The 25,497-nt window shown below is 71.9% G+C and carries 22 protein-coding genes and 3 pseudogenes; 22 read left to right on the forward strand and 3 right to left on the reverse strand.

What is annotated here, in order from left to right; all coding sequences use genetic code 11:
* Positions 1–155 precede the first annotated feature (155 nt).
* The 5 genes and pseudogenes from ACF08M_RS07250 (at position 156) to ACF08M_RS07270 (ending at position 2,806) form a co-directional block, all read left to right on the forward strand.
* Complete coding sequence (locus ACF08M_RS07250) at positions 156–614, forward strand: hypothetical protein (protein WP_392184249.1); 459 nt, start codon at positions 156–158, stop codon at positions 612–614.
* A 122-nt stretch (positions 615–736) separates the two neighbouring features.
* Positions 737–1,123 (forward strand): annotated as a pseudogene (locus ACF08M_RS07255) (histidine kinase); the annotation flags it as partial.
* 28 nt (positions 1,124–1,151) lie between these two features.
* A pseudogene (locus tag ACF08M_RS07260) lies at positions 1,152–1,292 on the forward strand (DNA-binding response regulator); the annotation flags it as partial.
* Positions 1,293–1,378: 86 nt separating this feature from the next.
* On the forward strand, positions 1,379–1,570 hold the full coding sequence (locus tag ACF08M_RS07265) for a DUF6381 family protein (RefSeq protein WP_392184476.1): 192 nt from the start codon (positions 1,379–1,381) through the stop codon (positions 1,568–1,570).
* 234 nt (positions 1,571–1,804) lie between these two features.
* Positions 1,805–2,806, forward strand: a complete 1,002-nt coding sequence (locus ACF08M_RS07270) for an MsnO8 family LLM class oxidoreductase (RefSeq protein ID WP_392184250.1) — start codon at positions 1,805–1,807, stop codon at positions 2,804–2,806.
* A 375-nt stretch (positions 2,807–3,181) separates the two neighbouring features.
* Here the strand turns inward: ACF08M_RS07270 and ACF08M_RS07275 are convergent, their stop codons facing one another.
* Positions 3,182–4,105 (reverse strand): aminoglycoside phosphotransferase family protein, encoded by a 924-nt coding sequence (locus ACF08M_RS07275; protein WP_392184251.1) that lies wholly within the window; start codon positions 4,103–4,105, stop codon positions 3,182–3,184.
* A 212-nt stretch (positions 4,106–4,317) separates the two neighbouring features.
* On the opposite strand from ACF08M_RS07275, the gene ACF08M_RS07280 reads away from it, so the two are divergent.
* Positions 4,318–4,827, forward strand: coding sequence for a DUF664 domain-containing protein (locus ACF08M_RS07280; RefSeq protein WP_392184252.1), 510 nt, complete (start codon positions 4,318–4,320; stop codon positions 4,825–4,827).
* Between the two features lie 138 nt (positions 4,828–4,965).
* Here ACF08M_RS07280 and ACF08M_RS07285 read toward each other — a convergent pair whose 3' ends face one another.
* Entirely contained in the window at positions 4,966–5,772 is an 807-nt protein-coding gene (locus ACF08M_RS07285) for an SAM-dependent methyltransferase (RefSeq protein ID WP_392184253.1), read from the reverse strand.
* 345 nt (positions 5,773–6,117) lie between these two features.
* Between ACF08M_RS07285 and ACF08M_RS07290 the strand changes: the two genes are divergently transcribed.
* The gene (locus ACF08M_RS07290) at positions 6,118–7,149 is read left to right on the forward strand and encodes a phosphotransferase (RefSeq protein WP_392184254.1); all 1,032 of its coding nucleotides are present in this window, start codon (positions 6,118–6,120) and stop codon (positions 7,147–7,149) included.
* 35 nt (positions 7,150–7,184) lie between these two features.
* On the opposite strand, the gene ACF08M_RS07295 is transcribed toward ACF08M_RS07290, so the two are convergent.
* Entirely contained in the window at positions 7,185–7,751 is a 567-nt protein-coding gene (locus ACF08M_RS07295) for a DUF4291 domain-containing protein (RefSeq protein WP_392184255.1), read from the reverse strand.
* 213 nt (positions 7,752–7,964) lie between these two features.
* Here ACF08M_RS07295 and ACF08M_RS07300 point away from each other — a divergent pair, with 213 nt between their 5' ends.
* The 15 genes and pseudogenes from ACF08M_RS07300 to ACF08M_RS07370 all read left to right on the forward strand — a co-directional run bounded on the left by ACF08M_RS07300 (position 7,965) and on the right by ACF08M_RS07370 (position 25,486).
* Positions 7,965–9,575, forward strand: a complete 1,611-nt coding sequence (locus tag ACF08M_RS07300) for an ABC transporter substrate-binding protein (protein ID WP_392184256.1) — start codon at positions 7,965–7,967, stop codon at positions 9,573–9,575.
* Entirely contained in the window at positions 9,575–10,561 is a 987-nt protein-coding gene (locus ACF08M_RS07305; protein WP_392184257.1) for an ABC transporter permease, read from the forward strand. Before ACF08M_RS07300 ends, ACF08M_RS07305 begins: the two co-directional genes overlap by 1 nt.
* 2 nt (positions 10,562–10,563) lie before the next feature.
* Complete coding sequence (locus tag ACF08M_RS07310; protein WP_392184258.1) at positions 10,564–12,480, forward strand: dipeptide/oligopeptide/nickel ABC transporter permease/ATP-binding protein; 1,917 nt, start codon at positions 10,564–10,566, stop codon at positions 12,478–12,480.
* Positions 12,477–13,250 carry an ABC transporter ATP-binding protein gene (locus tag ACF08M_RS07315; RefSeq protein WP_392184259.1) on the forward strand — a complete coding sequence of 258 codons (774 nt, stop codon included), beginning with the start codon at positions 12,477–12,479 and terminating at the stop codon, positions 13,248–13,250. The genes ACF08M_RS07310 and ACF08M_RS07315 overlap by 4 nt, the downstream gene beginning before the upstream one ends.
* On the forward strand, positions 13,247–15,187 hold the full coding sequence (locus ACF08M_RS07320; RefSeq protein ID WP_392184260.1) for a S9 family peptidase: 1,941 nt from the start codon (positions 13,247–13,249) through the stop codon (positions 15,185–15,187). The genes ACF08M_RS07315 and ACF08M_RS07320 overlap by 4 nt, the downstream gene beginning before the upstream one ends.
* A gap of 60 nt (positions 15,188–15,247) precedes the next feature.
* Positions 15,248–16,618 (forward strand): serine hydrolase domain-containing protein, encoded by a 1,371-nt coding sequence (locus ACF08M_RS07325; RefSeq protein WP_392184261.1) that lies wholly within the window; start codon positions 15,248–15,250, stop codon positions 16,616–16,618.
* 1 nt (position 16,619) lies between these two features.
* Positions 16,620–17,762 (forward strand): M20 family metallopeptidase, encoded by a 1,143-nt coding sequence (locus ACF08M_RS07330; protein ID WP_392184262.1) that lies wholly within the window; start codon positions 16,620–16,622, stop codon positions 17,760–17,762.
* Positions 17,759–18,616 carry a GNAT family N-acetyltransferase gene (locus tag ACF08M_RS07335; RefSeq protein WP_392184263.1) on the forward strand — a complete coding sequence of 286 codons (858 nt, stop codon included), beginning with the start codon at positions 17,759–17,761 and terminating at the stop codon, positions 18,614–18,616. The genes ACF08M_RS07330 and ACF08M_RS07335 overlap by 4 nt, the downstream gene beginning before the upstream one ends.
* Positions 18,613–19,720, forward strand: a pseudogene (gene menC, locus ACF08M_RS07340) (o-succinylbenzoate synthase). The gene ACF08M_RS07335 and the pseudogene menC overlap by 4 nt, the downstream one beginning before the upstream one ends.
* Complete coding sequence (locus tag ACF08M_RS07345) at positions 19,717–20,631, forward strand: serine hydrolase (RefSeq protein WP_392184264.1); 915 nt, start codon at positions 19,717–19,719, stop codon at positions 20,629–20,631. Before menC ends, ACF08M_RS07345 begins: the two are co-directional and overlap by 4 nt.
* A 2-nt stretch (positions 20,632–20,633) precedes the next feature.
* On the forward strand, positions 20,634–22,232 hold the full coding sequence (locus tag ACF08M_RS07350) for a PucR family transcriptional regulator (protein WP_392184265.1): 1,599 nt from the start codon (positions 20,634–20,636) through the stop codon (positions 22,230–22,232).
* A gap of 150 nt (positions 22,233–22,382) precedes the next feature.
* On the forward strand, positions 22,383–22,829 hold the full coding sequence (locus tag ACF08M_RS07355) for a nitroreductase family deazaflavin-dependent oxidoreductase (RefSeq protein ID WP_392184266.1): 447 nt from the start codon (positions 22,383–22,385) through the stop codon (positions 22,827–22,829).
* Positions 22,830–23,187: 358 nt separating this feature from the next.
* On the forward strand, positions 23,188–23,865 hold the full coding sequence (locus ACF08M_RS07360; RefSeq protein ID WP_392184267.1) for an ABC transporter permease: 678 nt from the start codon (positions 23,188–23,190) through the stop codon (positions 23,863–23,865).
* Positions 23,862–24,539, forward strand: a complete 678-nt coding sequence (locus ACF08M_RS07365; RefSeq protein WP_392184268.1) for an ABC transporter permease — start codon at positions 23,862–23,864, stop codon at positions 24,537–24,539. Before ACF08M_RS07360 ends, ACF08M_RS07365 begins: the two co-directional genes overlap by 4 nt.
* The gene (locus ACF08M_RS07370) at positions 24,530–25,486 is read left to right on the forward strand and encodes an ABC transporter substrate-binding protein (protein ID WP_392184477.1); all 957 of its coding nucleotides are present in this window, start codon (positions 24,530–24,532) and stop codon (positions 25,484–25,486) included. The genes ACF08M_RS07365 and ACF08M_RS07370 overlap by 10 nt, the downstream gene beginning before the upstream one ends.
* Positions 25,487–25,497 lie beyond the last annotated feature (11 nt).

The following is a 25,497-nucleotide window of genomic DNA, read 5'->3' on the forward strand; positions in this document are numbered from 1 at the left end:
CGTTACGCCCTGTGATCAAGCCGACGCCATGAGACGGACGACCAGCGCACGTACGGAACGGACGGCGGCGCGGCCGGGGCTCCTGGTGAAGCGCCACCGGCGCCTTCTGGTTAAGCTCGACGGGGGGCGCGGGTAGCAGAACGACGGAGGCTCCCATGACGACACTCGAACCGCGTGATGTGGCCCCTCGCCTGGCCGTCGGTGCTTTCATCCTGAACTCCGGCCTGGGCAAGCTGAAGGCGGACGAGGAGACGGCCCAGGGCGTGCACGGCATGGCCTGTATCGCCTACCCGTTCCTGAAGAAGATCGAAGCCCGACGATTCACCCGGCTGCTCGCCTGGTCGGAGATCGCGGTGGGCGGAACCCTGCTCACCCCCTTCGTGCCGACCCGGCTGGCCGGGCTGGCGCTGACCGGGTTCTCCAGCGGCCTGCTCGGCCTCTACCTGCGGATGCCGGGAATGCGGGAGCCCGGCAGCCTGCGGCCCACCCAGAACGGCATCCCGTTGGCCAAGGACTCCTGGATGCTGGCCATCGGACTCGGCTTCCTGGCCGCGGATGTCCGCCGGCCGGGCCGCTGTGCATCCTGGTGTCCCCGGCGGCGATCCCGGGGCTGAAGGGGCAGCCGGCGCCCGGACCGGCAGCGGCCGATTGCTCGTTCTGCGGGGCGGGCGTGCCCGCCGGAGCGGGCATCGAGCGCAGGCGCCATACGCGGGCCGGTGGGATGTTGGCCCACACGATGCGTCCCTTTGCCGTCCCACGTAGCCGGAATTCGGCGAGTGCGGCCTCCACCGCCCGGTGCCGGGCGACTTCGGCGGCGAGGGCGACCAGCCTGCAGGCCCGGGTGTGCGCCGCGCCGCTGAGCGGAGGTGTGACACCGGTGTACGGCGCCGGGCTGCTGTGCGCATTGGCGCTGGCGGCGGGGTTGTGGTGGCACAGCCGCCGACGGCTGATCGACTCACCGAGAGACCAGGCGGAACTCCGCGCCCAACAGGCTAGTTCGGCCGAACGGGCCCGGATCGCGGCCGGCATGCATGATGTGCTGGCCCATCGGCTGAGCCTGCCGGCGCTTCACACCGGGGTGCTGGCGTTGCGGGCGGAATCGCTGCCGCCGCAGACTGGCGAGCGCATCGCCCGATCTGCTGGCCGCCGGCGGGCTCCGCATGAGCGAGAGCATGGTGAAGGCTCATGTGAGTCGCATCCTGACTACGCTGGGGGTGGGCAACCGCGTCCGAGCGGCCCTGGCCGCCCGGGACGCCGGGCTGACGGATGGCCCTCCGTCGCCGGAGGCGTAACAGCAGGTAACCGCCTGGAGCGCGGTGTGCCGGAAAGGCTGGTTCCGTGGCGGGGCCCGCTCCGCCCACAGACCCAAGGAGTGATCATGAGTGAGTCGGAGGAATACCGTGGTCGCATAAGGGAGATGCGCGCCAAGGCGCAGGACCTCAAGGACGCCGCCGAGCGCACCACCGACCCCAAGGAACGCCGGCGCCTGAAGGACAAGGCCCGCCGGATCGAGGCGGAGAGCGACCAGATCAGCGGCATGGCGAGCGGGGACATCTACCCCATGGAGTAGTCGCCCCGTGGGGTGGTCGTCCCGTGGGGTGGTCGTCCTGTGGGGTGGTCGCCACGGGGGGTGGTCGAGCCGACGACGACCGAATGCCCCCGGCCGTTCCACACCGGTGCCGTGGGCGTGCCCACGCGGCCGGCCCCCGAGCGCTGCTGCCGGTCAGGGGCCGCACGCGTGGGTTCCGTCCACGGGCCGGGGAATCCTGGCGGGGGCGGGACGTTGAACAAGGGTGTGAGCTCCGTGATCGCATCCACCCGGTTTTCCGTGCTCGACCGTTCCCGTACCCGTGAGGGGCATGACGGCCCGGAGGCGCTGCGTGACACCGTGTGCCTCGCCCAGGAGGCCGAGGCGCTCGGGTACCACCGGTTCTGGGTGTCCGAGCACCATGGTGTGCCCGGTGTCGCCGGGTCGGCACCGACCGTGCTGGCCGCCGCGGTCGCGGCGGCGACCTCCACCATTCGGGTCGGCACGGGCGGCGTGATGCTTCCCAATCACCAACCGCTGGTCGTGGCTGAGCAGTTCGGGGTCCTGGAGTCCCTCTTCCCCGGCCGGATCGACATGGGCGTCGGGCGCTCGGTGGGTTTCACCGACGGTGTCCGCAAGGCGCTCGGCCGGGACAAGTCGGCCGCCGAGGGCTTCGCCGGGCAGCTCGCCGAGCTGCTCGGCTGGCTGGACGGCACACAGCGGGCCCACCCGTGGGTCCATGCCCGCCCCACCGAGGGGCTGCGGATTCCCCCCTTCGTGCTGGCCATCGGTGAGGGGGCGGGCATCGCGGCGGCGGCCGGGCTGCCACTGGTCGTCGGGGACCTCCGGGGCCGGGAGAAGCTGCTGCGGGCCGTCGACCGCTACCACCGGGAGTTCCGTCCGTCGGCCTGGGCCCCGCGGCCCTATGTGGTCGTGTCGGGCACGATCGCGCCGGCGGGAAGCCCGGAGGAGGCCCGGCGCCTGCTGATACCGGAGGCCTGGTCCATGGCGTACTCCCGGGTCCATGGTGTGTTCCCGCCGCTCGTCCCCGCCGAGCGGGTCGAGGCGCTGACCATGACGGAGAAGGAACGCGGCTTCTACGAGAGCGGATTGGGCGGTCATCTCCATGGCACGGAGGACCACGTGTCCGCGGCGCTCGAAACGGCCATCAAGGAGACCGGCGCGGACGAGGTGCTGGTCACCACCAGCACCTATGACCGGGCGGCACTGACGGACTCCTTGCGCCGACTGGCCCGGATCGCGGAGCTGACCGTCTGACCACCGCGGCGTCCGACCGCTCCGGTCGCGGCTCGCCTGCGGGGGTGTGCCGGGTGGCTGCGGAACGCTCACCCGTATCGCCACGATGCCGGCTGGGTGCTCCATCCGGCGCTCGGGCGCCGACCACCTCGGAACGGCCGGGGCCGCGGCACCCGCGGCCTGAACGGGATCGCGAGCGGGGCAAATCCCGGAAGGGCCCGGCGACCTGCCACCGGCCGGCCACCCGACGGCACTTGAGGAGTATCGAGAGTGTCCGGTGCTCCGGCCGGGCACCGGTGCGGGACCACCGGCCGGGCCCGGCCGATTCCGCGCCCAGGGCCGCCCGTTCGGATCGGGCCGGGCTCGCGGCGCCCGGCCCGATCCAAACGAAGGTGCCTAACGGCTCAACAAGGCCGTGGCGATGGCGACCTGGGCCGGCTCCAGTGCGGTCCTGCCGTCGTCGATGTCCCACAGCGCGTTCTGGAGGACACGACCGAGTGTCCAGCCCGTCGCCCGTTGCCGGTCAAGGCCGAGTACCTCGGTCAGCACGTCGAAGCGGCGGAGCACCGCGCGTGTCACGTCGCCGGTCGCCACGACCTCCTGCCAGCGGTTGTCCATCGCGGGCAGCAGCTCGAACCCGGGGTCGCCGGCGAGGGGTTCGGGATCGATGGCCAGCCAGGGTTCCCGCTGCCCGGCGAGGATGTTGTCGTAATGCAGGTCCCAGTGCAGCAAGCGGTCGCCGGGTTCGCCGGTCAGTTCGGCGACCGCGGCCGCGCAGGTGCGCACCAGCCGCCGCTCGGCGGGGTCACGCAGCCCCGGCACCGCGCGGGGCACCTCGTCGAGCATGGCCGCGGCGATGTCGGCCAGGTGCCGGAAGCCAGGTGGCGCGGGCACCGCGACCAGGCGGGCCATCAGCTCGGCGAGGATCTGCAGGGCGGCGCTGTCGTCGGCCACCGACGACAGCGGCCGGGCCGCGTCCAGCCGTTCCAGCAGCATGGTGCCGGTGTCCGGGTCGTGGTCGAGCAGGTGCACCACTCCGTTGCCGTTCCACGCCCGCAGGCCCGGTGCGGCGCCGATGTTGTCCTCGGTGACCTGCTGGAGCTTCAGGACCGCGGGCGTACCGTCCGCACGGGTCACGGGCAGTGCCAGTGAGGCCATGCCATGTCCTGGAGGGCCGTCCGGCCGCAGCGTCCAACGGTCCAGGAACTGCGCGGCCAGTCCCGGCAGCGCGGTGATCCAGGCGCGGCCGGATGCGCCGCTGTGCCGGCCGTACGACGCTGCGAACGCTTCGGGGACGTCGATGAGGTTCGACGCGTTCATGTCGGTTCTTCTCCTTCGTCGGAATCGGGTTCGCTCAGCTGCGAAGGAGGTCACGGGGGTGCCCGCATTCCGGGCAGGTGTCAACGCATGCTTCCACTCTACGCGGGACGCCGAATTGCCCAGCGCGTCAAGGGGTGATGACCGCAGGACACGTCGGGGCGCGGCGCGTGTCGATGGCGGGGGAGGGGCGCAGGAACGGGGATCGTGAGGGCATGAACAGCGTTGACCTTTTGACGGACGCGTTCAATCGCGTCCAGGAGACGGTGCACTCGGCGGTCGAGGGACTGTCATCCACCGACCTCCATGCCCGCCTCGACGGCGGGGCGAATACGATCGCCTGGCTCGTGTGGCACCTCACCCGCATCCAGGACGACCACGTCTCGGATGCGGCAGACATCGAGCAGGTCTGGTTCACCCGGGACTGGGCATCCCGTTTCGACCTGCCCTTCGAGAAGAGTGCCACCGGGTACGGTCACAGCGATGCGGACGTCGCGGCCGTGCGGGTGGGCTCGCCCGAACTACTGCTCGGCTACTACGACGACGCCCATGAACAGACCCTCGATTTCCTCGGTGGGCTCGACGGCCGGGCACTGAACCGGGTCGTCGACGAGGCGTGGTCGCCGCCGGTCACCCTCGGGGTCCGTCTGATCAGCGTCATCTCGGACGATCTGCAGCACGCCGGCCAGGCGGCCTTCGTCCGGGGATCGCTCGAACGCCGGTAGAACTCCGCGCGGGCGAGGTCGTGAGCCCGTTGCTCGCTCCGAGGCATTGGTGCACTCCGACGCCCGTTCCAGTCCCCCCGGTCCTCCGGAGCCGAGGTCATGGACCACATGGCCTCGGCGTCTGGAGGACCCGGCGTTTCAGACCTTGAGACCGACGCCGCTCACCGCGTGACCCTGCCGGGCGTCCGCCGGGTTCTGGGCGGGGTCGGGGCGCCAGGCCGACGTCCTGACGACGCCCGGCTCCACGAGCTCCAGGCCGTGGAAGAAGTCGGCAATCCGTTCCGGGCTGCGCAGATGGTACGAGCTGGCCGAATTGGCGTTGTAGGAGGCAACGGCCAGGTTCAGCACGTCACTTGTGTTCGTGCCGTCGCTGAGGGCCAGATAGCTTCCTGAGGGGAGTGCGTCCAGCAGCTGGTCGACGAGCGCCCACGGGTCGTCCTCATCGGGGAGTTGGCCCATGATCCCCAGCATGGTCAGCCCGACGGGCCGACTGAAGTCCAGCGTCCTGGCGGCCTCGGCAAGGATCGCGTCGGCGTCCCTCACATCGGCGTCGATGTACGCGCACGCGCCCTCGGGGGTGCTGGTGAGCAGGGCACGGGCATGGGTCAGGACGAGCGGGTCGTTGTCGACGTACACGATTCTCGACTCCGGGGCCACCCGCTGGGCGACCTCGTGCGTGTTGTCGGCCGTGGGCAGGCCCGTGCCTATGTCGAGGAATTGACGGATGCCCGCCTCCGCGGCCAGGAAGCGTACGGCGCGGGCCAGGAAGGCCCGCTGAAGACGGGCGATGTCGACGAAGTCCGGAAACATCTGGAGGATCATGTCGCCCATCTGATGGTCGACGGTGTAGTTGTCCTTGCCGCCCAGCAGGTAGTTCCACACGCGTGCCGAGTGCGGCCGGTCCGTCTGAAGCCTGTCGGCCGGCGACTCCGATGATGTACTCATGGCCAGATCTTCACATATGTCATCCGTGCTTGCCCGAGGTATTGATCACCACCGAGAGCGCGAAGGGGGGTGGGCCTTCTGCCGGAGGCGCTCGACCGGGCCAGGAGTCGCGGGCAGATCGGTCGACAGCCGTCCGGCGTGGTGGACGCCCGACATGCGGTGGGTCACCGGCCCGACCGCCCGGTGGGGGCCGACGGGCTGTCTCCGGAGAAGCCGGCTCCGGGGCCGAGGCGTACTACGAGGCTGGTCGCGTGGGCCGTTGACCGCCGGGAGCGGCGACATCGTCGTCGCACGTGCCGCATCAATGAGGTGGAGGTTGGCCGCACACGGTGATGTGATGGCGCGATGCAACGTGACGCGCCGGACATGGTGGACCGGGGGCGGTACCCGAACGCGGTGACGCCCTGGGAGCGGGAACCCTGGCGGGAGGAAGCACTCGGATGGGTGGAGCGCGGGCTCGTCGCTCACGGACTGCGTGAAACAGGGCCACGGAAGGTGAGACTCCGGCCGTGGTCCGTGCTGGTCCGGATCTCCGTCGAGGGACGCGACGCCGTCTGGTTCAAGGCCAACCCGCCCGCCAGCGCCTTCGAGGCGGGCCTGACCGAGGCGTTGTCCCGCTGGGTGCCCGCGTACGTGTTGAAGCCCCTCGCCGTCGACGCCGGCCGCGGCTGGTCGCTGCTCCCGGACGGCGGTGCGCTCTTCAGAGACGTACTCGACTCCGCCCGTGGCCCGGCCGATCCCCATGCCTGGGAGGAGCCGCTGCGCCAGTACGCCGGAATGCAACGCGCACTCCTGCCGTACACCGGGCAGATCGAACAGCTCGGTGTCCCCGGCGCCCGCACGGCCGCGCTCCCCGGTACCTTCGACCGGGCGGTGGACGGGAACACCGCTCTGGAGCCCGCCGGGCTCAGGGCGTTGCGCGGGCTCCGGCCACGCCTCGCACAGTGGTGCGAGGAGCTCGCGGGTGCGGGCATCGCCGATACGCTCGACCACTCCGATCTGCATGACGGTCAGCTCTTCGCGCCCGAGCCGGGCCGTTTCACTTTCTTCGACTGGGGCGACGCCGCCGTCGCCCATCCCTTCTGCAGCTTTCTGGTTCCTGCCCGTCAGGCCCGGGAGCGGTTCGGGCCCGAGGTACTGCCCCGGCTGCGGGACGCCTATCTGGAGCCGTGGGAGGGGAACGGCCGGACGAAGGCGGAACTGCGGCGCGCGGTGCGTCTGGCGTGGCGGCTGGGAGCGATCGGCCGGGCCGTCTCCTGGGGGCGCCTCTTCCCCGGTACGCCCGACGCCGCGGGCACGGCGGGCGACGAGGAGAGCGCCCGCTGGCTGCTGGAACTCCTCGCCGAGCCGCCGTTGCAGCTGTCATCGCCGTTGTAGCGGCCCTCCCGGTCACCGGTCGTCGCGGCCGGCGCTCATCCGTCGACGAGGAGATTCTTCGCGATGGCCGACGGAACCGGGTAGATCCGCTCGGCCGGCAGCAGCCGCTGGGCCTGGGCGGACCGGCCGCTCTGCTTGAGTGCCGAGATCCTGCGGACCTGCGGGGTGACGTCGGTGAGGTCGACGACCCAGTCCTCCGCGAAGGTGCGGATCAGCCCGCGTCCGACCCCGACCTGGATGCTGTAGTGATTGAGGGCCGCCCCGCGCAGCGAGCGTTCGGGATCCCACTGGACGTGTACGGGGGCCCGGTCGATGTCCGCCGGGTCGGCCGTCGTCAGCACGGCCCGCGAGAGCGCCTCCTCCCATCCGGCACGGGTGATCCGTACCGCCAGGATGCGTTCCTGCCCCGGCTTCTGCGCCCAGTTGCTCCGGTGCATGAGCCACAGGAACGACGGTTTGATCCAGGTCATCCGGTTGAACGAGAACGGCGTCACGAAGCGTTTCGCCCGCAGGGACGGGTCGGCGACCGCGGGTGAATAGGCCTGGTAGACCACGATCGTCCGGGCGTCGTAATGGGCGCGCACTTGGTGCTGGGCAGTCATGCGGCACAGGCTGTCAGGCACCCGGTTCCGCCGCGAACGGATTTTCGCCGCGCCGGATCCGGCTGTTCATGCCCTCGCACCCCGGTGTTCGTCTTCGTTGTGGCGCACATTCGGCGAGGCGGTTTTTCGTGCGGCGCCACCACTCGGCCCCGGTGCACGGCTGCCTAAGGTTCCCTCACTCGGCGGCGGCGTGCCGCTCCCTCGGAGGTGACCATGGCCAGCACCGCAGGCTCGGAGACGAGAACCAGAACGACGCGCAGGACCCGGTCTGCGGCCGCGATGGCGACGGTGCTGGGCGTGGCCGCCACCGCGGCGGCGTGCGGTGGCGGGTCGGCCGCCGACGGCGCCGGCGGGTCGGCGGTGGTGTTCGCCGTGGCCGCCGATCCGGGCACCCTCAGCCCCACGACGGCGCTGGCCAGCACCGCACTGTCGATGAACTCCTTCGCGTACGACACGCTCGTGCACGTCCCGGCCGACGGCAAGATCGTTTCCGGTGTGGCCGAGAAATGGTCCGCCACGGCCACCTCCGCGCAGTTCACCATCCGACCCGGGGTGACCTGCGAGGACGGATCGCCGCTCACCGCGGATGACGTGGCCGCCCAGTACAACTACATCGCCGACCCGAAGAACCAGTCACCGTTGCTCGGGCTCTCCGTCCCCGTCACCGCCGTGGCGAAGGCCGACAAGGCGAGCCGGACCGTCACCGTCACCACGACGAAGCCCGCGCCGTTCATCGTGGAGATGTCCCGGCTGCTGCCGCTGCTCTGCAAGAAGAGCCTGGCGGCACCGGCCGCGCTGGCCAAGGCCACTGCCGCGAGCGGACCGTACCGGCTGACCGAAGCGGTTCCGGGCGACCACTACACGTACGTCAAACGGGAGAAGTACACCTGGGGGCCCGGCGGGGCCCACGCCGCGGACCTCCCCGGCAAGCTCGTCTTCAAGGTGGTCGCCAACGAGTCCACCGCGGCCAACCTCCTGATGGCCGGGCAGATCAACGGGGCCGTGATCAACGGCGCCGATCAGGACCGGCTGGACGCGGCCGAGGTGAAGAACGAGAGCTTCGAGGCGCTGTCCGGGCAGTTGTTGTTCAACCAGGCCGCCGGCCGTCCGACCGCAGACCCGGCCGTACGCAAGGCACTGGTCTCCGTACTGGACCTGAAGCAGCTCGCGAACGTCGCCACCGGCGGGAAGGGCAAGCCCGCCACCGGCATCGGCGAGACCGCCCCCACCCCCTGTGCCGGCGACACGGTGACCGGGAACCTGCCCGCCCATGACACCGCGCAGGCCGCCACCGCACTCACCGCGGCCGGCTGGTCGAAGAGCGGCGGCACCTGGACCAAGGACGGCAAACCGCTCACCGTCGGGCTCAGCCACCCGGCCAATCAGGGCCCACAGGTGGCCTCGGCGGTCGAACTCGCCGTACAGCAGTGGACGTCCTTCGGCGTGAAGGCGTCCGCCAGACCCACCGGCTCATCGAGCATCCTCAGCACCCTCAGCGGCGGCGACTGGGACATCGCCTGGGCGCCCATCGGAGTCACGCTCCCGGACCAGCTGACCCAGTTCTACGACGGGCCGCCGCCGCCGAAGGGCAACAACTTCGGCTCCATCGACAACTCCGACTACCACCGCCTCGCCGCGCAGGCCTCGGCAAAGCCCGGTGCCTCGGGCTGTGCCCTCTGGGAGGCGGCCGATGCCGCCCTGGTCAAGCACGTCGACATCGTGCCGATCGTCAGCAGGCCCATCCGTTACTACGGAAAGGGCATCACCTTCCAGGTGGACGGCGCCGGCATCATCCCCAGCACGCTGCGGCGGAGCGCCGGCTGATGGCGACGATCACCCTGAACTCCCTGGGGGCGACGGTCCGCAGTCCCTGGGCCGGATTCGCCCTGCGCCGCACCTGGCGGCTGGTGGTGTCGCTGGCGGCGCTGGTCACGGCCGCGTTCGCGATGATCCATCTGATCCCGGGCGACCCGGTGAGGGCGTCGCTCGGCACCGCCGCCGACCCGGCGCTGATCGCCGCCCGTAGACACTCGCTCGGCCTGGACCAGCCGTTGCTGAAGCAGTACGGCGATTTCGTCGGCCATCTTTTCCAGGGGCGGCTCGGTGACTCGATCGGCGCCCAGATGCCCGTCTCCGAGATCATCTCCAGCCGGCTCCCGGCGACCCTGCAGATCGCCGTCCCCGCCTTCGTGCTGATCCTGCTGCTCGCCATCCCGGTCGGGATGACGGCCGCCGTGCTGACCAAGGACGGACGCAGACGGCGCGGCGAGCTCGCCTTCACCGGCGTCACCGGATTCCTGGGCGCGGTGCCCGAGTTCCTGCTGGCGGTCGGCCTGATCGCGGCGTTCGCCGTGGCATGGCCAGTCTTCCCGGTGGCGTCGCGGGGCGGGCTGGACTCCTACGTACTGCCGGTGCTGGCGCTCACCATCGTCCCGGCGGCGACCCTGTCGCGCATCGTGCGGGTGGAGACCCTGCGGGTGCTGGGCGAGGACTACATGCGGACCGCGCGGGCGAAGCGGCTCCCGGCCCGGCTGCGCTATCTGCGTCATGCGCTGCCCAACCTGCTGACCTCCTCGCTCACCCTGGGCGGCCTGCTGTTCAGTTCGCTGCTCGCCGGCACCGTACTGGTCGAGAACGTCTTCGCCTGGCCCGGCCTCGGCACGACGATCGTCCAGGCGATCACCGAGAAGGACTATCCCCTGGTCCAGGGCGTCGTACTGGTCTACGGAGCGGCCGCACTGCTGATCACTTTCGCCGTCGACGTGGCCGTGGCCGTCGCCGACCCCCAGTCCACCGTCCGCGGGAGTTGACGATGTCTCATCAGAAACAGGATGCCTCGCTCCGGCACCGTCTCGGGCGTACGCTCAGGACGCCGATCGGCATCGCCGCGCTGACCGCATGCCTGCTGGTGGCACTGGTCGCCGTGTTCGGGCCGGTTCTGCTCGGCGATCAGGCCGCGCGGGTCGACACGGACGCGATCAACCAGGGCAGCAGCGCCGCCCACCTGCTGGGCACCGACCAGCTCGGCCGCGACATCGCCGCGCGAGTGGTGGTCGCGACCCGGCTGACCCTGCGACTGACCCTGCTGGCCGCCCTGATCGGGGTCAGCGGCGGACTGCTGCTCGGTGTGGCGCCGTCGGTGGTGGGCCGACGCCTCGGCCGGTTCATCACCGCGACCGTCGGTGTACTCGTCGCCTTTCCCGGTCTGCTGTTCCTGCTCTTTCTCGCCACGATCTTCGGCGTGGGAAGCACCGGGGCGGTGTTCGCCGTGGGACTGGCCATGGTCCCGCCCATGGCACGGCTGGTGCAGAACCTGACGGCGTCGATCGCGGGCTCCGACTATGTCGCCGCGGCCCGGATCCTCGGCGTGGGCCGGTTCAAGCTGGTGGTACGTCATCTGCTCCCCAACATCGCCGAGCCGTCGGTCCTGTTCGCCACCCAGGCCGCGGGCAGCATCCTCGTCGCCTTCTCCGGCCTCTCGTTCCTCGGGCTGGGCGTACAGCCGCCCGAATACGACTGGGGGCGGCTGCTCAACGAGCAGTTGAACCGGATCTACGTGAATCCGGCGGCGGCACTGGCGCCCGGCATCGCCGTGGTCCTGACGGGGCTGATGTTCGGGCTGGTCGGTGAGGTGCTCGCGCAGGCCGGTGGCCGACGGGCGCCACAGGCACCGGAGCAGACGCCGCCGGAGCGGACGCGTACGCAGGACGAAACGGCCGCCGTCGACGACGGCCGGGCCCTGGTCCGGGCACGCGACCTGAGGGTGACGTTCGCCGGCGGGCGGCAGGCCGTACGCGGAATCTCGCTGGACATCGCGACGGGCGAGGCCGTCGGACTGGTCGGCGAATCGGGTTCCGGCAAGAGCCTGAGCGCGCTGGCCCTGGCGGATCTGGTCCCGCACCGGGGACAGGTCTCCGCGGCGGCGCTCCGCTTCGACGGCCGCGACCTGCGGGCGGATCCGCCCCTGGGCACCGAACTGGCCATGGTCTTCCAGGATCCGATGGCCTCGCTCAACCCGGCCCTGCGCGTGGGCCGTCAACTCGCCGAAGTGGCCGAGGTGCACCTCGGGGCGAGCCGCGCACAGGCCACCGATCGCGCCGTAGACCGGCTCCGCGCCGTCCGTATCCCCACGCCGGAACGGCGTGCCCGGCAGCGGCCGCACGAGTACTCCGGCGGGATGCGACAGCGGGCCGTCATCGCGATGGGCCTGATGGGGGAGCCGAAGCTGATCATTGCCGACGAGCCGACCACGGCGCTCGACGTGGCCGTCCAGCAGCAGGTGCTCGACCTGCTCGCCGAGGTGCGCGAGGAATCCGGCGCCGCACTGCTGCTGATCTCCCACGACCTCGCCGTCGTCGCGCAGGTCTGCGAACGGGTCCTCGTGATGTACGGCGGCCTGATCGTCGAGGACCTCCCGGTCGCCCAACTGGCCGGTGGCGCGGCCCACCCGTACACCCGGGCGCTGGTGGGGGCCGTCCCGACCATGACCACGGATCCCGGCACGGAACTGGCGACCATCCCCGGCCGGCCCCCGGAACCGGGGGAGAGCGGCCCGGGATGCCCCTTCGCACCGCGTTGCGAACGCGCCCGGGAACGCTGCCACGGCGAGGCTCCCGTGCTGGCCGGCCTCGGGCCCGGCCGAAGGGTCGCCTGCTGGTACCCGGTGGACGCGGTGACGGCCGGCACCCCCGTCGAAGCCACGTCGCACGGAGCGGAGGCAACGTCATGAGTTCACTGGAGCTGCGCGCGATCACCGTGCGCTACGGCCGCTTCACCGCGGTGCAGAACGTCGACCTGATGGTGCCGGAGGGAACGGTCACCGGACTGGTCGGCGGGTCCGGGTCGGGCAAATCGACTCTCGGCAAGGCCGTCGTCGGCCTGGCACCGGTGCACTCCGGGCGGGTACTGGTCGCCGGCAGCGAGGCCGGCCGACGGCCCGGACGCAGCCAGGTGCAGCTGGTGTTCCAGAACCCGTACGCCTCGCTGGACCCGCGCATGACCGTCGGCGCGTCGGTCGCCGAAGCGCTGCCCCGCGAAGCCGGCTCGCGCGAGGCACCGGCCCGCGAGCGCCGCGCCGCACGCGGTGCGGAGGTGGCCCGCTACCTGGAGCTCGTCGGCATCGACCCCGCGCGGGCCGTGCTCACCCCGGACGCGCTCTCGGGGGGCCAGCGCCAACGGGTGGCCCTGGCCAGGGCCCTGGCCGCCCGGCCCGCCGTGCTGATCGCGGACGAGATCACCTCGGCCCTGGACGTCTCCGTCCAGGGCGCGGTGCTCAACCTGCTGCGCGGGCTCCAGCGCGAGCTGGGCTTCGCGATGCTCTTCATCTCCCACAACCTCGCGGTCGTCCGCTACCTGTCCGACCAGGTCGCCGTGATGGACGGCGGACACCTCGTCGAATGCGGCCCCACCGCACGGGTGCTGGAGCGTCCGGAGCATCCGACGACCCGGAACCTGATCTCCTGCGTACCCGCCCTTGCCCTCGCCGAGGAGGCATCATGAGCCGACCGCTGACGATCGACGACCTGTACCGGTTCGAGATCCCCGGTGATCCCGCACTCTCCCCGGACGGCGAACGCGTCGCCTACACGCTGTCCACCCAGGACGCCGGGAACGACCGTGTCGTCCGGTCCATCTGGGAGGTACGCGACGGGGGCGGCCCGGCCCGGCGGCTCACCCACGGTCCCGCGGACACCGCGCCGCGCTGGTCTCCGGACGGGACGCGACTGGCGTTCCTGCGCGAGGGGCAGCTGCACCTGCTGCCGGCCGACGGGGGAGAGGCCACAGCGCTCACCACGCCCGCCCGGTGCCCGGCGGGGGCCGGCACACCGGTGTGGAGCCCGGACGGATCACGGATCGCGTACGCGGCCCCCGAGACCCGGCGCGACGACGCCGCCCCCGTCGTCATCGACGCGCTCGGCTGGAAGTCGGACGGGGCGGGCCTGATCGGATCCGTCCGGACCCAGCTGTTCCTGGTGGACGTGGAATCGGGCGAGGTCAGGCAGCTCACCCGGGGCGACCGGCACGTCGGACCGCCCACCTGGTCGCCCGACGGCACCCAGCTCGCCTACCCGGCGAAGAGCGGCCCGGACGCGGCGGTGTTAGGTCCCTCGGCCGCCCATGTCGTAGGGGTCGGGGAAGACGCGCCCGCGCCCCGCCGGATCGGTCCGGCAGACGGCCTCGTCGGCCCGGTGAGCTGGTACCCCGACGGTTCCGCACTGCTCGTCGTCGGCCGGACCGTGTTCGGCGTCGGTCACCTGGAGCTGCTGCGCCAGCCGCTGGACGGATCGGCGCCGGTCTCCATCAGCGCCGCTCTCGACCGCAATGTCCTGCCGGGCGGACCGGGTTACCCGGGCGCCTTGCCGCAGTTCCACGGCGACGCCATCGTCTTCTGCGCCCGCGACCGGGGCGCCACCCGCCTGTACCGGGTGGACGCGGCCGGAATCAGCGCCTCCCCGCTGCCCGTCGGCACCGGGGTCGGCGGCTGCTCGGTCGCCACGAAGGCGGGGCGGGCGGCGCTGGTGGTCTCCGACGCGTCGGACTTCGCCGAGATCGCCCTGCTCGACCTGGACGCCTGGGAATCCGCGGAAGCGGGCGAGCCGGCCGCCGGGCACCGGCCCGAGCGGCTCACCGGCCACATGGCCCGGTCGCTGCCCGACGTCGCCCTCCACCCCGTCACCGAACGCGAGTTCACCCTCACGGACGGGACGGTGGTGCACGGCATGATCACCCGCGCCGCGCAGACGCCCGAGGGAGGACCGCTGCTGGTGGACGTGCACGGCGGCCCGCACAACGCCTGGGCCCCGCACTCCGACCCGGTCCACCTCTACCACCAGGAGCTGGCCTCGCGGGGCTGGACGATCCTGACGCTCAATGTCCGCGCCAGCGACGGCTACGGCGAGGCCTTCTACACGGCGGCCGTGGGCGCCTGGGGCGAGACGGACGAACAGGACGTCCTGCAACCGGTCGCCACCCTCGTCGCCGAGGGGCTCGTCGACCCGGAGCGGATCGCGCTCACCGGCTACAGCTACGGCGGCTATCTGACCTGCTGGCTCTCCGCCCGCAGCGACCTGTTCGCCGCCGTCGTACCGGGCGGCATCCTGGTCGACCTGACGAGCATGGCGGGCACCTCCGAGGAAGGACACATGATCGCCGACCACGAGATCGGCGACCCGGAGCGGCTGACGGCCCTCTCACCGCTCAGCCATGCCGACGCGGTGCGCGCGCCCACCCTGATCCTGCACGGCGCCGCGGACCACACCTGCCCGGTCGGTCAGGCCGAGCAGTGGTTCCACGCGCTGCGCACCCGGGACGTGCCGGCCCGGCTCGTCATGTACCCCGGCAGCTCGCACCTGTTCCTCCTGGACGGCCCGCCCTCGCACCGGGAGGACTACGCCCGTCGCCTGGTCGAATGGGTCACGACACACACCGACCGCTGAAACCGCGAAATCCGCCGAACCCGCCGAGACCGCTGAACGAAAACGGAATGGGAGCCGAACATGACCGACACCACCGACCTGTCCGCCCGCTGGACCGCCCGACTCGCCGAGCTGGCCGACCGGCACTCCGTCCCCGGCGCCGGCCTCGCCATCCTGCACCGCGGTGAACTGATCGCCGAGGCCGCCGTCGGCCTGGCCAACACCGAGGCCGGGATCGAGACCACCACCGACACCCTCTTCCAGATCGGCTCGATCACCAAGGTATGGACCACCACGGTCGCCATGGCCCTGGTCGACGAGGGCCTGCTCGAACTGGACGCGCCGCTCGTCTCCGTACTCCCCGAACTGCGGCTCGCCAACGAGGAACTGACCAATGGCGTGACGATCCGTCACCTCCTCGACCACACCAGCGGTATCGACGGCGACCTCTTCACCGACACCGGCCGGGGCGACGACTGCCTGGAGAAGTATGTCGCGCTCCTCGGCGACTCCACCCCCAACCACCCGCTCGGCGCCACCATGTCGTACTGCAACGCGGGCTTCACCCTGCTCGGCAGGGTGCTGGAAGTCGTCACCGGCGTCCAGTGGGACGAGCTGATGCGCGAGCGCCTGTTCCGTCCGCTCGGCCTGACGCACACCGCGACCCTGCCCGAGGAGGTCCTGCGCTTCCGCGCCGCCATAGGGCACCTGGGGGACCCGCCGGTACAGGCGCCGATGTGGGGGCTGATGCGTTCGGCGGGACCGGCCGGACTGATCTGCTCGACGCCGCGCGAAGTGCTGCGGTTCGCCCGGCTGCACCTCGACAACGGCGTCACCGAGGACGGCATCAAGATCCTCTCGGCCGAGGGCGTCACCGCCATGCAGACCAAGCAGGTCGAGCTTCCCGACCCGTACCTCCTGGCCCAGGCCTGGGGACTGGGCTGGTTCCTCGACACCTGGGACGGACACCGGGTGTACGGGCACGACGGCGGCACGATCGGGCAGAGCGCCTACCTGCGGGTGCTGCCCGACGCCGACCTGGCGATCTGCCTGCTCACCAACGGCGGCGACACCATGAGCCTCTACCGGGACGTGTTCGGGGAGATCGCCCAGGAGCTGGCCGGGGTCACGATGCGCGCCACGCTCGAACCGGCGACGGAACCGGTGGCGGTGGACCCCGCCGACTACGTCGGGGTGTACCAGCGGGTCTCCACCAGGGTGGAGATCGTGGAGCGGGACGGCGGCCTGGTGATGCTCGACCGGATCACCGGACCGCTGGCCGAACTGACCCCCGACACGGAGCAGGAGTACGAGTTGCACCCGGTCGAGCCCGGGCTGTTCGTCGTGCAGCGGCCGGGGTTCGAGCTCTGGGTCCCGGTCGTGTTCTACACACTCGCCGACGGCACGCCGTACATCCACCATGGCGGCCGCGCCACCCCCAAGGTGGGCTGACGTGACGATCGCCACCGCCCTGGAGGCCGGGCTGCCGGTACTGCTGGCCGACATCGAGGCACTGGTCCGCGCGGAGTCGCCCAGTGACGACCTGGCCGCCGTGGCCGACTGCGCCCGGCTCGTCGCCGGACTCGGTACCCGGCTCACCGGCTCGGCACCCGAGTGGCTCGACGGTTCGGGACGGCCCGCGCTGCGCTGGCGCTTCGGCTCCGGCGACCGGGTGCTGCTGCTCGGCCACTTCGACACGGTGTGGCCGGTGGGCTCCCTGGCCGGCCACCCCTTCGAGGTGGCCGGGGGACGGCTGACCGGACCCGGCTGCTTCGACATGAAGGCGGGCGTGGTGCAGCTGTTCCACGCGCTGTCGGTCCTCGACGACCTGGACGGGGTGTCGGTCCTGCTCACCGGCGACGAGGAGATCGGCTCCCCGACATCACGCGCCCTGATCGAGGCCGAGGCCCGCCGCACCCGGGCCGTACTCGTCCTGGAGGCGAGCGAGGGCGGCGCCCTGAAGACCGCGCGCAAGGGCGTGTCCGGCTACGAGCTGAACATCGGCGGACGGGCGGCGCACGCCGGACTCGAACCGCACCGCGGCGTCAACACGACCACCGAACTCGCCCACCAGGTGCTCGCGTTGTCCGCCCTCGCCGATCCGGCGACCGGCACCACGGTGACACCGACCGTGGCCTCCTCCGGCACCACTCGCAACACGGTGCCCGACACCGCCCGGCTGCTGGTCGACGTACGAGTGGAGACAGCCGCCGAACAGGACCGGGTGGACCACGCCGTGCGGGGTCTCGCACCGGTCCTCACGGGCGCCTCGCTCCAGCTCTCGGGCGGCCCGGACCGGCCGCCGCTCCAGGCGAGCGCGTCGGCGGAGCTGTTCGGACTCGCCCGGAACCACTACGCGGAACTGGGCTTCGGCACCCTGCGCGGCGTGGCGGTCGGCGGCGGATCCGACGGCAACATCACCGCCGGGGCGGGCACGCCCACCCTGGACGGCCTCGGGGCCGTCGGCGGCGGGGCGCACGCGGACGACGAGCACGTGCTCGTCGCCGAACTGCCCCGTCGCGCGGCGCTGGTGGCCTCTCTGGTGGCCTCGCTCGTGCGCGAGCCGCCGGCCGCCCCCGACCGGGTGAGACCGTGACCGGCACCGAGGCGGCTCGGGCGGCCGCCGCCGCGGAACTGGCCGCCCACCGCGCCGGCGTGACCGTCTCGGAGCTGCACGGGCTGGACGAGATGCAGGAGGCCTGCCGGGTACTGGACCGGATCTGGCGGCCCGATCCCGGCAACCCGTTGATCACCCCCGAACTGCTGAGGGTCTTCGCCCACTCCGGCAGCTACGTCGTCGGGATCCACCAGGACGGCCGGATGGTCGGTGTCTGCCTGGGTTTCCTGGCCACCGCCGGACTGCACTCGCACATCGCGGGGGTGGAGGGCACCGTACGGGGCCGCAATGTCGGCTACGCCGTCAAACTCCATCAGCGGGCCTGGGCCCTGGCCCGTGGCATCACCGCGGTCACCTGGACCTTCGACCCGCTGATCAGCCGCAACGCCTATTTCAACCTGGCCAAACTGGGCGCGGTGCCGACCGAGTACCTGGCCGACTTCTACGGGGCGATGCAGGACGAGGTCAACGCCGGGACCGAGACGGACCGGCTGCTGGTCCACTGGGAACTGGCTGGTGAACACGCCGTCGCGGCCGCCGCGGGCATGCCCCGCGTCATCACGGTCGACGGCGCGGGCGCGCACGCCGTGGTCGGCCTGGACGCCAAACCCGACGGCCGCCCCGCCGTCGGGCGCCGGGACGGGGACACCGTCCTGGTCCGGATCCCCGCGGAGATCGAGGCACTGCGCCGCGCCGACCCGCCCCTGGCCCGCGCGTGGCGGTACGAACTGCGCGAGGTACTCGGCGGCCTGATGGCCGAGGGGCACACCGTCACCGGATTCACCCGGGACGGCTGGTACGTGATCGACAAACGTCAGGAGAAGCAGGGATGAAGCTCGTCGGTGTGGAACTGCGCCGGATCGCGATGCCCCTGGTCGCGCCCTTCCGGACCTCCTTCGCCACCCTGACCAACCGGGAGATCCTGCTGGTCAGGGTCGAGACCGAGCACCACGAGGGCTACGGCGAATGCGTCACCATGGCCGATCCGCTGTACTCCTCGGAGTACACCGCGAGTGCGGCGGACGTCCTGCGGACGTATCTCGTGCCCGCGCTCGACGCCCTGCCGGCGCTCGACCCCTGGGCGGTCGCCCCGGCACTGGCGGCGTTCAAGGGGCACCGGATGGCCAAGGCCGCCCTGGAGACCGCGGTACTGGACGCCTGGCTGCGCGCCCATGACCTGTCGATGGGCCAGTGGCTGGGGGCGACGGCCGCACGGGTGCCGGCCGGGGTGTCGGTCGGCATCATGGACTCGATCCCCGCGCTCCTCGACGCCGTCGAGGGCTATCTGTCCGACGGCTATCTGAGGATCAAGCTGAAGATCGAGCCCGGCTGGGACGTGGAACCCGTGCGCGCGGTCCGGGAACGCTTCGGCGACGACGTGCTCCTCCAGGTGGACGCCAACACCGCGTACACCCTCGCCGACGCCCCACAGCTGGCCCGGCTCGACCCGTACGGGCTGCTGCTGATCGAACAGCCCCTGGACGAGGAGGACATCCGGGGCCATGCGGCCCTGGCCGAGCGGGTGCGCACCCCCATCTGCCTGGACGAATCCATCGTCTCCGCCCGTTCGGCGGCCGATGCCATCGCGATGGGTGCCTGTTCGGTCGTCAACATCAAGCCGGGGCGGGTCGGCGGCTATCTGGAGGCCCGGCGGATCCACGACGTGTGCGCCGCGCACGGCGTGCCGGTCTGGTGCGGCGGGATGCTGGAGACCGGCCTCGGCCGGGGCCGCCAACGTCGCTCTCGCCGCGCTGCCCGGCTTCACGCTGCCCGGCGACACCTCGGCCTCCGACCGGTACTACCGGACCGACATCACCGAACCGTTCGTGCTGAAGGACGGACATCTCGACGTTCCCCGCGCCCCGGGTCTCGGACTCTCGCCGGTCCCCGGGCAGCTGGCCGAGGTGACCGAATCGACGGAATGGATCAGCCGATGACGACCCTCCGGCCCGGCACCGCCCAGGCGCGGATCCGGGCGGCATTCGACGAGGCCGGGGTCCAGGGGTTCTTCTTCGCCCGCGAGATCGACGGCGACCGCACGATCGGCGTCCAAGCGGACGAACCGGTCTGCCTCGCCTCCGTGTTCAAGATTCCGGTCGCACTGGCCTACGCCCGCGAGGCCGCGGCGGGACGGCTGGGGAGGACCGAGCGCCATGCGGTGGACCCGCACTACCGTGACGGCGGCATCGGCACCTCCGGCTGTGCCGACGCGATCGAGATGAGCCTGCGCGACCTGGTCCACATGATGATGACGATGAGCGACAACGCCGCCACCGATGTCGTGCTGGACCGGGTCGGACTCGACACGGTCAACCGGATGCTCGCCGAACTGGGCCGGGAACGGACCCGCTTGATCGGCGGCTGTCGGGCCCTGACCGGATCGCTCTTCGCCGATCTCGGTGTGACCACCGAGGCCGAGGCGCACGAGAGGATGGCGGAACTGGCCGCACAGGAGCCGGGGAAGGCCCTGGAACTGTCGGTGTGCGTCCCCGAACGCACCACCCGGGGAACGGCTCGTGACATCGCCGAACTGCTGGCCGGTATCTGGCGCGACGAGGCGGGCCCCGCCGAAGCCTGCGCCGAGGTACGGGCCGTGATGTCCCGGCAGATCTGGCCGCACCGGCTGTCGTCCGGCTTCGACGACAGCTACCGCGTCGCCGGCAAGACCGGGACGCTGCCGGGCTGGCGCAACGAGGCCGGGGTGATCGAGGACCCCGGCGTCGGACGCTGGGCGGTGGCCGTCTTCACCCGGTCCGACAGGCCCGGCCTGCGCGATCCCCGGGCGGACCGGGTGATCGGGCAGGTGGCGGCCGTGGCCGTGGACGAACTCCGATCACCTACCTTGTGAGGATGACGGAGCAGCCGCGAGCCGTGCTCGGCCGGATCCTCAACGATCTGGGATCGACGTTGATCGAGGTGGTGGCCGGGGAAGCCGACCCGGCTCGTACCGTCACCGGAGTGCTCATCCAGGACCCCCTGGACGAACCGGCCAGGCTGCCCGGAGCGGTCGTGCTCGGCGTCGGCGTGTACGGCGCCGAGCCGGTGGCCGCCCTGGTCGACCGGGCCTCGGGGCTCGGCGCGGCGGCCGTGATAGTCCGGTCTCCGGTGCCGGTGGACGGACCGGTGTCCGTGGCGGCCGCACGGACGGGCGTGACGGTCCTGGGCCTGACTCCCGGCGCGTCCTGGGCCCAGGTGGCCACGCTGCTGCGGTCGCTGCTCGCGGCCGACGAACTGGGCACGGTGGGAGGCCCCGACGAGGCCGACGGCGCCGAGCCGCTCGCCGGCGACCTGTTCGCACTGGCCAACGCGACGGCCGGGCTGCTCGACGGGCCGGTCACCGTGGAGGACCGCGGCGGGCGGGTGCTGGCCTTCTCCAGCCGTCAGGACGAGGGCGACGACGCCAGGATCGCGACCATTCTCGACCGGCAGGTGCCCGCGGAGAAGCTGCGCGCCCTGGAGCAGCACGGGGCCTTCCAGGCCCTCTACCGCAAGGAGGAGCCCGTCTATGTGGCCGGCATCTCCGACAAACCCCGGGTGGCGATCGCCGTCCGCGCGGGCGGCGAGATCCTCGGCTCGATCTGGGTCGTGGTCGACGGACCGCTGAGCGAGGACCGTACGCAGGCCCTGCACGAGGCGGCGAAGGTGGCCGCCCTGCATCTGCTGCGCCACCGCACGGGCGAGGACGTCGAATGCCGGCTGCGGGCGGATCTGCTGGCCACGGTCCTGGAGGGCGGCACGCATGCCCCGCAGGCCGCGGTGCGGCTGGGTCTGTCCGCGCAGCCCGCCTGCGTACTGGCACTCGCCGTGACCGGTGAGCAGTCGGCACCCGACCGGGTGGCCGCGGGCCACCGCATCGCCGAGGCACTCGCCCTCCATCTGGCCGCCATCCATCCCCGTACCGCCGCGGCCTCGCTCGGGGGTGTCACCTACGCCGTGCTGCCCACGAGTTCGGACGAGCAGGCGCTACGGGTGGCCGAGGCGTTCCTCGGGCGCATAGGCAGCCGGGTGCCCGCCGTCATCGGCATCGGCCGGCTCGCCGCCCGGCCGGCCGAGCTGCGTCGCTCCCGTGCCGACGCGGACCGGGCGTTGCGGGTCCTCGGCTCCGGCCGCTCGCAGCGACGGTCCGCCCGGCTGTCGGACGTCTACGCCGCCTCGCTGCTGGAGGAACTGACGGACCGGATCGCCGCCGAGGAGGATCTCCCCGACGGCCCGGTCATCCGGCTGCGGGCCTACGACGCCCAGCACCACACCGCCCTCACGGACACACTGGAGGCATGGCTGAGCACCTTCGGCGACGTGGCCGCCGCCGCTGCCGCCGTACACATCCACCCCAACACCTTCCGCTACCGGCTCAAGCGGCTGGCCGTGGTGGCAGGCATCGACCTCGACGACCCGGAGGCGCGGTTCGAGGCGATGCTGCAACTGCGGCTGAGGCCGCCGCACCCGTGACCCGGTCCCGCGGTCGCCGTGACACGCAAATCCGTCCGGGCCCCGGGCGGGCGCGAGGATGAAAGAGTTCTCGCAGCCGGACACGTCGACGCCCGCAGGCCCGTGTGTCGGGCCACCGAGTATCCGCATGTCGACGATGGGACAGATGCCATGCCTCTCAAGGGCGAGTATGAGCCGAGCCCCGCGCAGTGGGTCCGCGATCAGGTCGAGCTGTTCGAGGGCTCCGGCGGTACGGAGGGGACCACGATGCGGGGCCTGCCGGTCATCATCCTGACCACCCGTGGTGCCAGGAGCGGCAAGATCCGCAAGACCCCGCTCATGAGGGTCGAGCACCGCGGCACGTACGCCGTGGTCGCCTCGCAGGGCGGTGCCCCCAAGCACCCCGTCTGGTACCACAACATCGCGGCCGACCCCCGTGTGGAGCTGCAGGACGGCCCCGTCCGCCAGGACATGAACGCCCGTGAGGTCACGGGCGAGGAGAAGGCCCTGTGGTGGCAGCGTGCGGTCGAGGCGTTCCCCGACTACGCCGACTACCAGCTCAAGACCGACCGGCAGATCCCGGTCTTCGTCCTGGAAGCGGCGGACGAGCCGCACTGACGACCGCCCGGGGGGAGGCGCGGGCCGGACGCCCGCCGGGCCTTCCCCGGGGGCGGTGGCCGGGCGAGTCCTGGGCACTGTCAGCGGTGCTCCGATCCCGCCCCGCCTGCCGGACGGGTGGGGCGGGTGCCCGTCATCCGCCGGAAGCCGGGGACGCTCCGGCCGTGTCCCCGCGGGTCACCGCCCACACGAGGAGCGTGAGCGAGCTGATCACGGCGCCGAGAACGCACACCGCACCCCAGCCGGCCATCGCGTAGACGGTTGTCGAAGCGAGGGCGCCACGCGCACGCGGACCTCTCCGCCCCCGGACGGTCGATCAGGACGCGCGTCCGCCCGGCCCCCGCGCTCCAATGGACGGGTGACCGCGCCCCCCGACGACTGCCTCGCGCGCAACGAGTGGCTCTGCGGCGCCTATCTGACCAGCCGTCGCGAGATTCTCTGGGACGCCGTGGTCGAGCACCTTCAGCTCACCGCGGTCTCCGTACTCATCGGGCTGGTCCTCGCCGTTCCGCTCGCCCTGGCGGCACGCCACCGCCGCTGGGCGGCGGGCCCCGTCCTCGGTGTCACGACGATCCTCTACACCGTGCCGTCGCTCGCCATGTTCTCGCTGCTGCTGCCGGTGTACGGCCTCTCCGCCTCGCTCGTCGTCGCCGGTCTCGTCCTCTACTCGCTCACCCTCCTCGTCCGGAACATCCTCGCCGGACTGCGCGCCGTACCCGAGGAGACCGGGCAGGCCGCACGCGGCATGGGGTACGGCCCTGTCCGGCTCCTCCTGGCCGTGGAGCTTCCCCTCGCCCTGCCCGCCGCCATGGCCGGACTGCGCATCGCGACCGTCTCCACGGTCTCCCTGGTCACGGTCGGCGCGATCGTCGGCCACGGCGGGCTCGGCAATCTCATCTACTCCGGGATGAACACCTACTTCAAGGCCCAGGTGCTCACCGCATCCGTCCTCTGCGTCGTCATCGCCGTCGCCGCCGACCTGCTGCTCCTTCTCGCGCAACGCGTCCTGACCCCCTGGACCCGGAGGCAGTCGTGAACACCCTCGCCGACGCCTGGTCCTGGCTCACGGCCCCGGCGCACTGGTCCGGCGACGACGGCATCTGGAACAGGCTCGGCCAGCATCTGTTCCTCACCGTGGTCTGCCTGCTGATCAGCTGCCTGATCGCGCTGCCCGTCGCCCTGGTCCTCGGCCATCTCGGCAGGGGCGGCGCGCCGGCCGTCAACATCTCCAACATCGGCCGCGCCGTCCCCACCTTCGCCGTGCTGGTGCTGCTGCTCCTCACGCCGATCGGCAGGTACGGCGAGTGGCCGACCGTCATCGCGCTCGTGCTCTTCGCCGTCCCGCCGCTGCTCACCAACGCCTACGTCGGCGTGCGCGAGGTCGATCGCGATGCCGTACGGGCGGCCAGGGGGATGGGCATGACGGGCCGGCAGGTGATGCTGGGCGTCGAGATTCCGCTCGCCCTGCCGCTGATCCTCACCGGCGTCCGGATCGCCGCCGTCCAACTCGTCGCGACCGCCACCCTCGCGGCGCTGGCGGGCGGCGGGGGACTCGGCCGCATCATCACCGCGGGCTTCAACCTCGCCTCCACGGCACAGGTGGTCGCCGGGGCGGTCCTCGTCGCCGCCTTCGCCCTGATCGTCGAAGGGCTCTTCGAAGCGGCGCAACGGCTCGTCCCCGACCGCTCCCGCGGCGGGGAATCCGGGTGAGCCCGCGCGCAGCCCTCCCCGCACTGGCGGTGCTCCTGTTGGCAGCGGCCTGCTTCACCGGGCCCTCCCTGGAGGACCGGGGCGAGGTCACCGCACCGCCGGGCGACAGCAAACACCTCACCATCGGCTCCGCGGGCTTCACCGAGAGCGATCTGCTCGCCCAGATGTACGCGGCACTGCTCGGCCGGGCCGGCTACTCCACGGAGATCATCTCCGTCGGCAACCGCGAGATCTACGAACCGGCGCTGGAGAGCGGCCAGATCGACGTCGTACCGGAGTACGCCGCCACCTTCGCCGACTGGCTGAACGCCAAGCGGAACGGTGCCGACGCGGCCCCCGTCGGATCGCCCGATCTCGCCGCCACCATGAAGGCCCTGCGCTCCCTCGTGGCGCCCCGCGGCCTCACCGTCCTCGACCCCGGGCGGGCCATCGACCAGAACGCCTTCGCGGTCGCCGCCCCGTACGCGGCGAAGCACCACCTGAGGACGCTCGGCGACCTGGGCAGGTCGAAGCTGCCCGTACGCCTGGCCGCCGGCGACGAGTGCGTGCAGCGCCCCTACTGCGCACCCGGGCTGAAGAAGACGTACGGCATCCGCATCACGGCCGTGGACCCCAAGGGAGTCGGCACCACCCAGGCCAAACAGGCCGTGCAGAACGGTCAGGACCAGATGGTCCTGACCACCACCACCGACGCCACCCTCGACAACTTCGGCCTCGTCCTGCTCGCCGACGACAAGCACCTGCAGAACGCCGACTACCTCGTCCCCGTCGTCAACCGGTCCCGGGCCGGCGGCGAGGGCGTGCGCAGGGCGCTGGACCGGCTCAACACCGTGCTCACCACCGCCGACCTGGCCCGGCTCGACGAGCAGGTCGACAGCTGGCGACGGCTGCCCGAGGACGTGGCACGTGCCTACCTGGAGTCCAAGGGCCTCGTCCCGCGAGGCTGAGGGCCGTCCCC

Source organism: Streptomyces sp. NPDC015032, assembly GCF_043080425.1.
GTDB lineage: Bacteria > Actinomycetota > Actinomycetes > Streptomycetales > Streptomycetaceae > Streptomyces.

Excerpts from the sequence above, each read along its gene's own strand:
- ACF08M_RS07320 (WP_392184260.1), top strand. The coding sequence starts at position 13,247 with ATGAGCCGACCGCTGACGATCGACGACCTGTACCGGTTCGAGATCCCC.
- ACF08M_RS07325 (WP_392184261.1), top strand. The coding sequence starts at position 15,248 with ATGACCGACACCACCGACCTGTCCGCCCGCTGGACCGCCCGACTCGCC.
- ACF08M_RS07345 (WP_392184264.1), top strand. The coding sequence starts at position 19,717 with ATGACGACCCTCCGGCCCGGCACCGCCCAGGCGCGGATCCGGGCGGCA.
- ACF08M_RS07250 (WP_392184249.1), top strand. The coding sequence starts at position 156 with ATGACGACACTCGAACCGCGTGATGTGGCCCCTCGCCTGGCCGTCGGT.
- ACF08M_RS07275 (WP_392184251.1), bottom strand. The coding sequence starts at position 4,105 with ATGAACGCGTCGAACCTCATCGACGTCCCCGAAGCGTTCGCAGCGTCG.
- ACF08M_RS07280 (WP_392184252.1), top strand. The coding sequence starts at position 4,318 with ATGAACAGCGTTGACCTTTTGACGGACGCGTTCAATCGCGTCCAGGAG.
- ACF08M_RS07290 (WP_392184254.1), top strand. The coding sequence starts at position 6,118 with ATGCAACGTGACGCGCCGGACATGGTGGACCGGGGGCGGTACCCGAAC.
- ACF08M_RS07315 (WP_392184259.1), top strand. The coding sequence starts at position 12,477 with ATGAGTTCACTGGAGCTGCGCGCGATCACCGTGCGCTACGGCCGCTTC.
- ACF08M_RS07310 (WP_392184258.1), top strand. The coding sequence starts at position 10,564 with ATGTCTCATCAGAAACAGGATGCCTCGCTCCGGCACCGTCTCGGGCGT.
- ACF08M_RS07295 (WP_392184255.1), bottom strand. The coding sequence starts at position 7,751 with ATGACTGCCCAGCACCAAGTGCGCGCCCATTACGACGCCCGGACGATC.
- ACF08M_RS07355 (WP_392184266.1), top strand. The coding sequence starts at position 22,383 with ATGCCTCTCAAGGGCGAGTATGAGCCGAGCCCCGCGCAGTGGGTCCGC.
- ACF08M_RS07300 (WP_392184256.1), top strand. The coding sequence starts at position 7,965 with ATGGCCAGCACCGCAGGCTCGGAGACGAGAACCAGAACGACGCGCAGG.
- ACF08M_RS07305 (WP_392184257.1), top strand. The coding sequence starts at position 9,575 with ATGGCGACGATCACCCTGAACTCCCTGGGGGCGACGGTCCGCAGTCCC.
- ACF08M_RS07350 (WP_392184265.1), top strand. The coding sequence starts at position 20,634 with ATGACGGAGCAGCCGCGAGCCGTGCTCGGCCGGATCCTCAACGATCTG.
- ACF08M_RS07265 (WP_392184476.1), top strand. The coding sequence starts at position 1,379 with ATGAGTGAGTCGGAGGAATACCGTGGTCGCATAAGGGAGATGCGCGCC.
- ACF08M_RS07285 (WP_392184253.1), bottom strand. The coding sequence starts at position 5,772 with ATGAGTACATCATCGGAGTCGCCGGCCGACAGGCTTCAGACGGACCGG.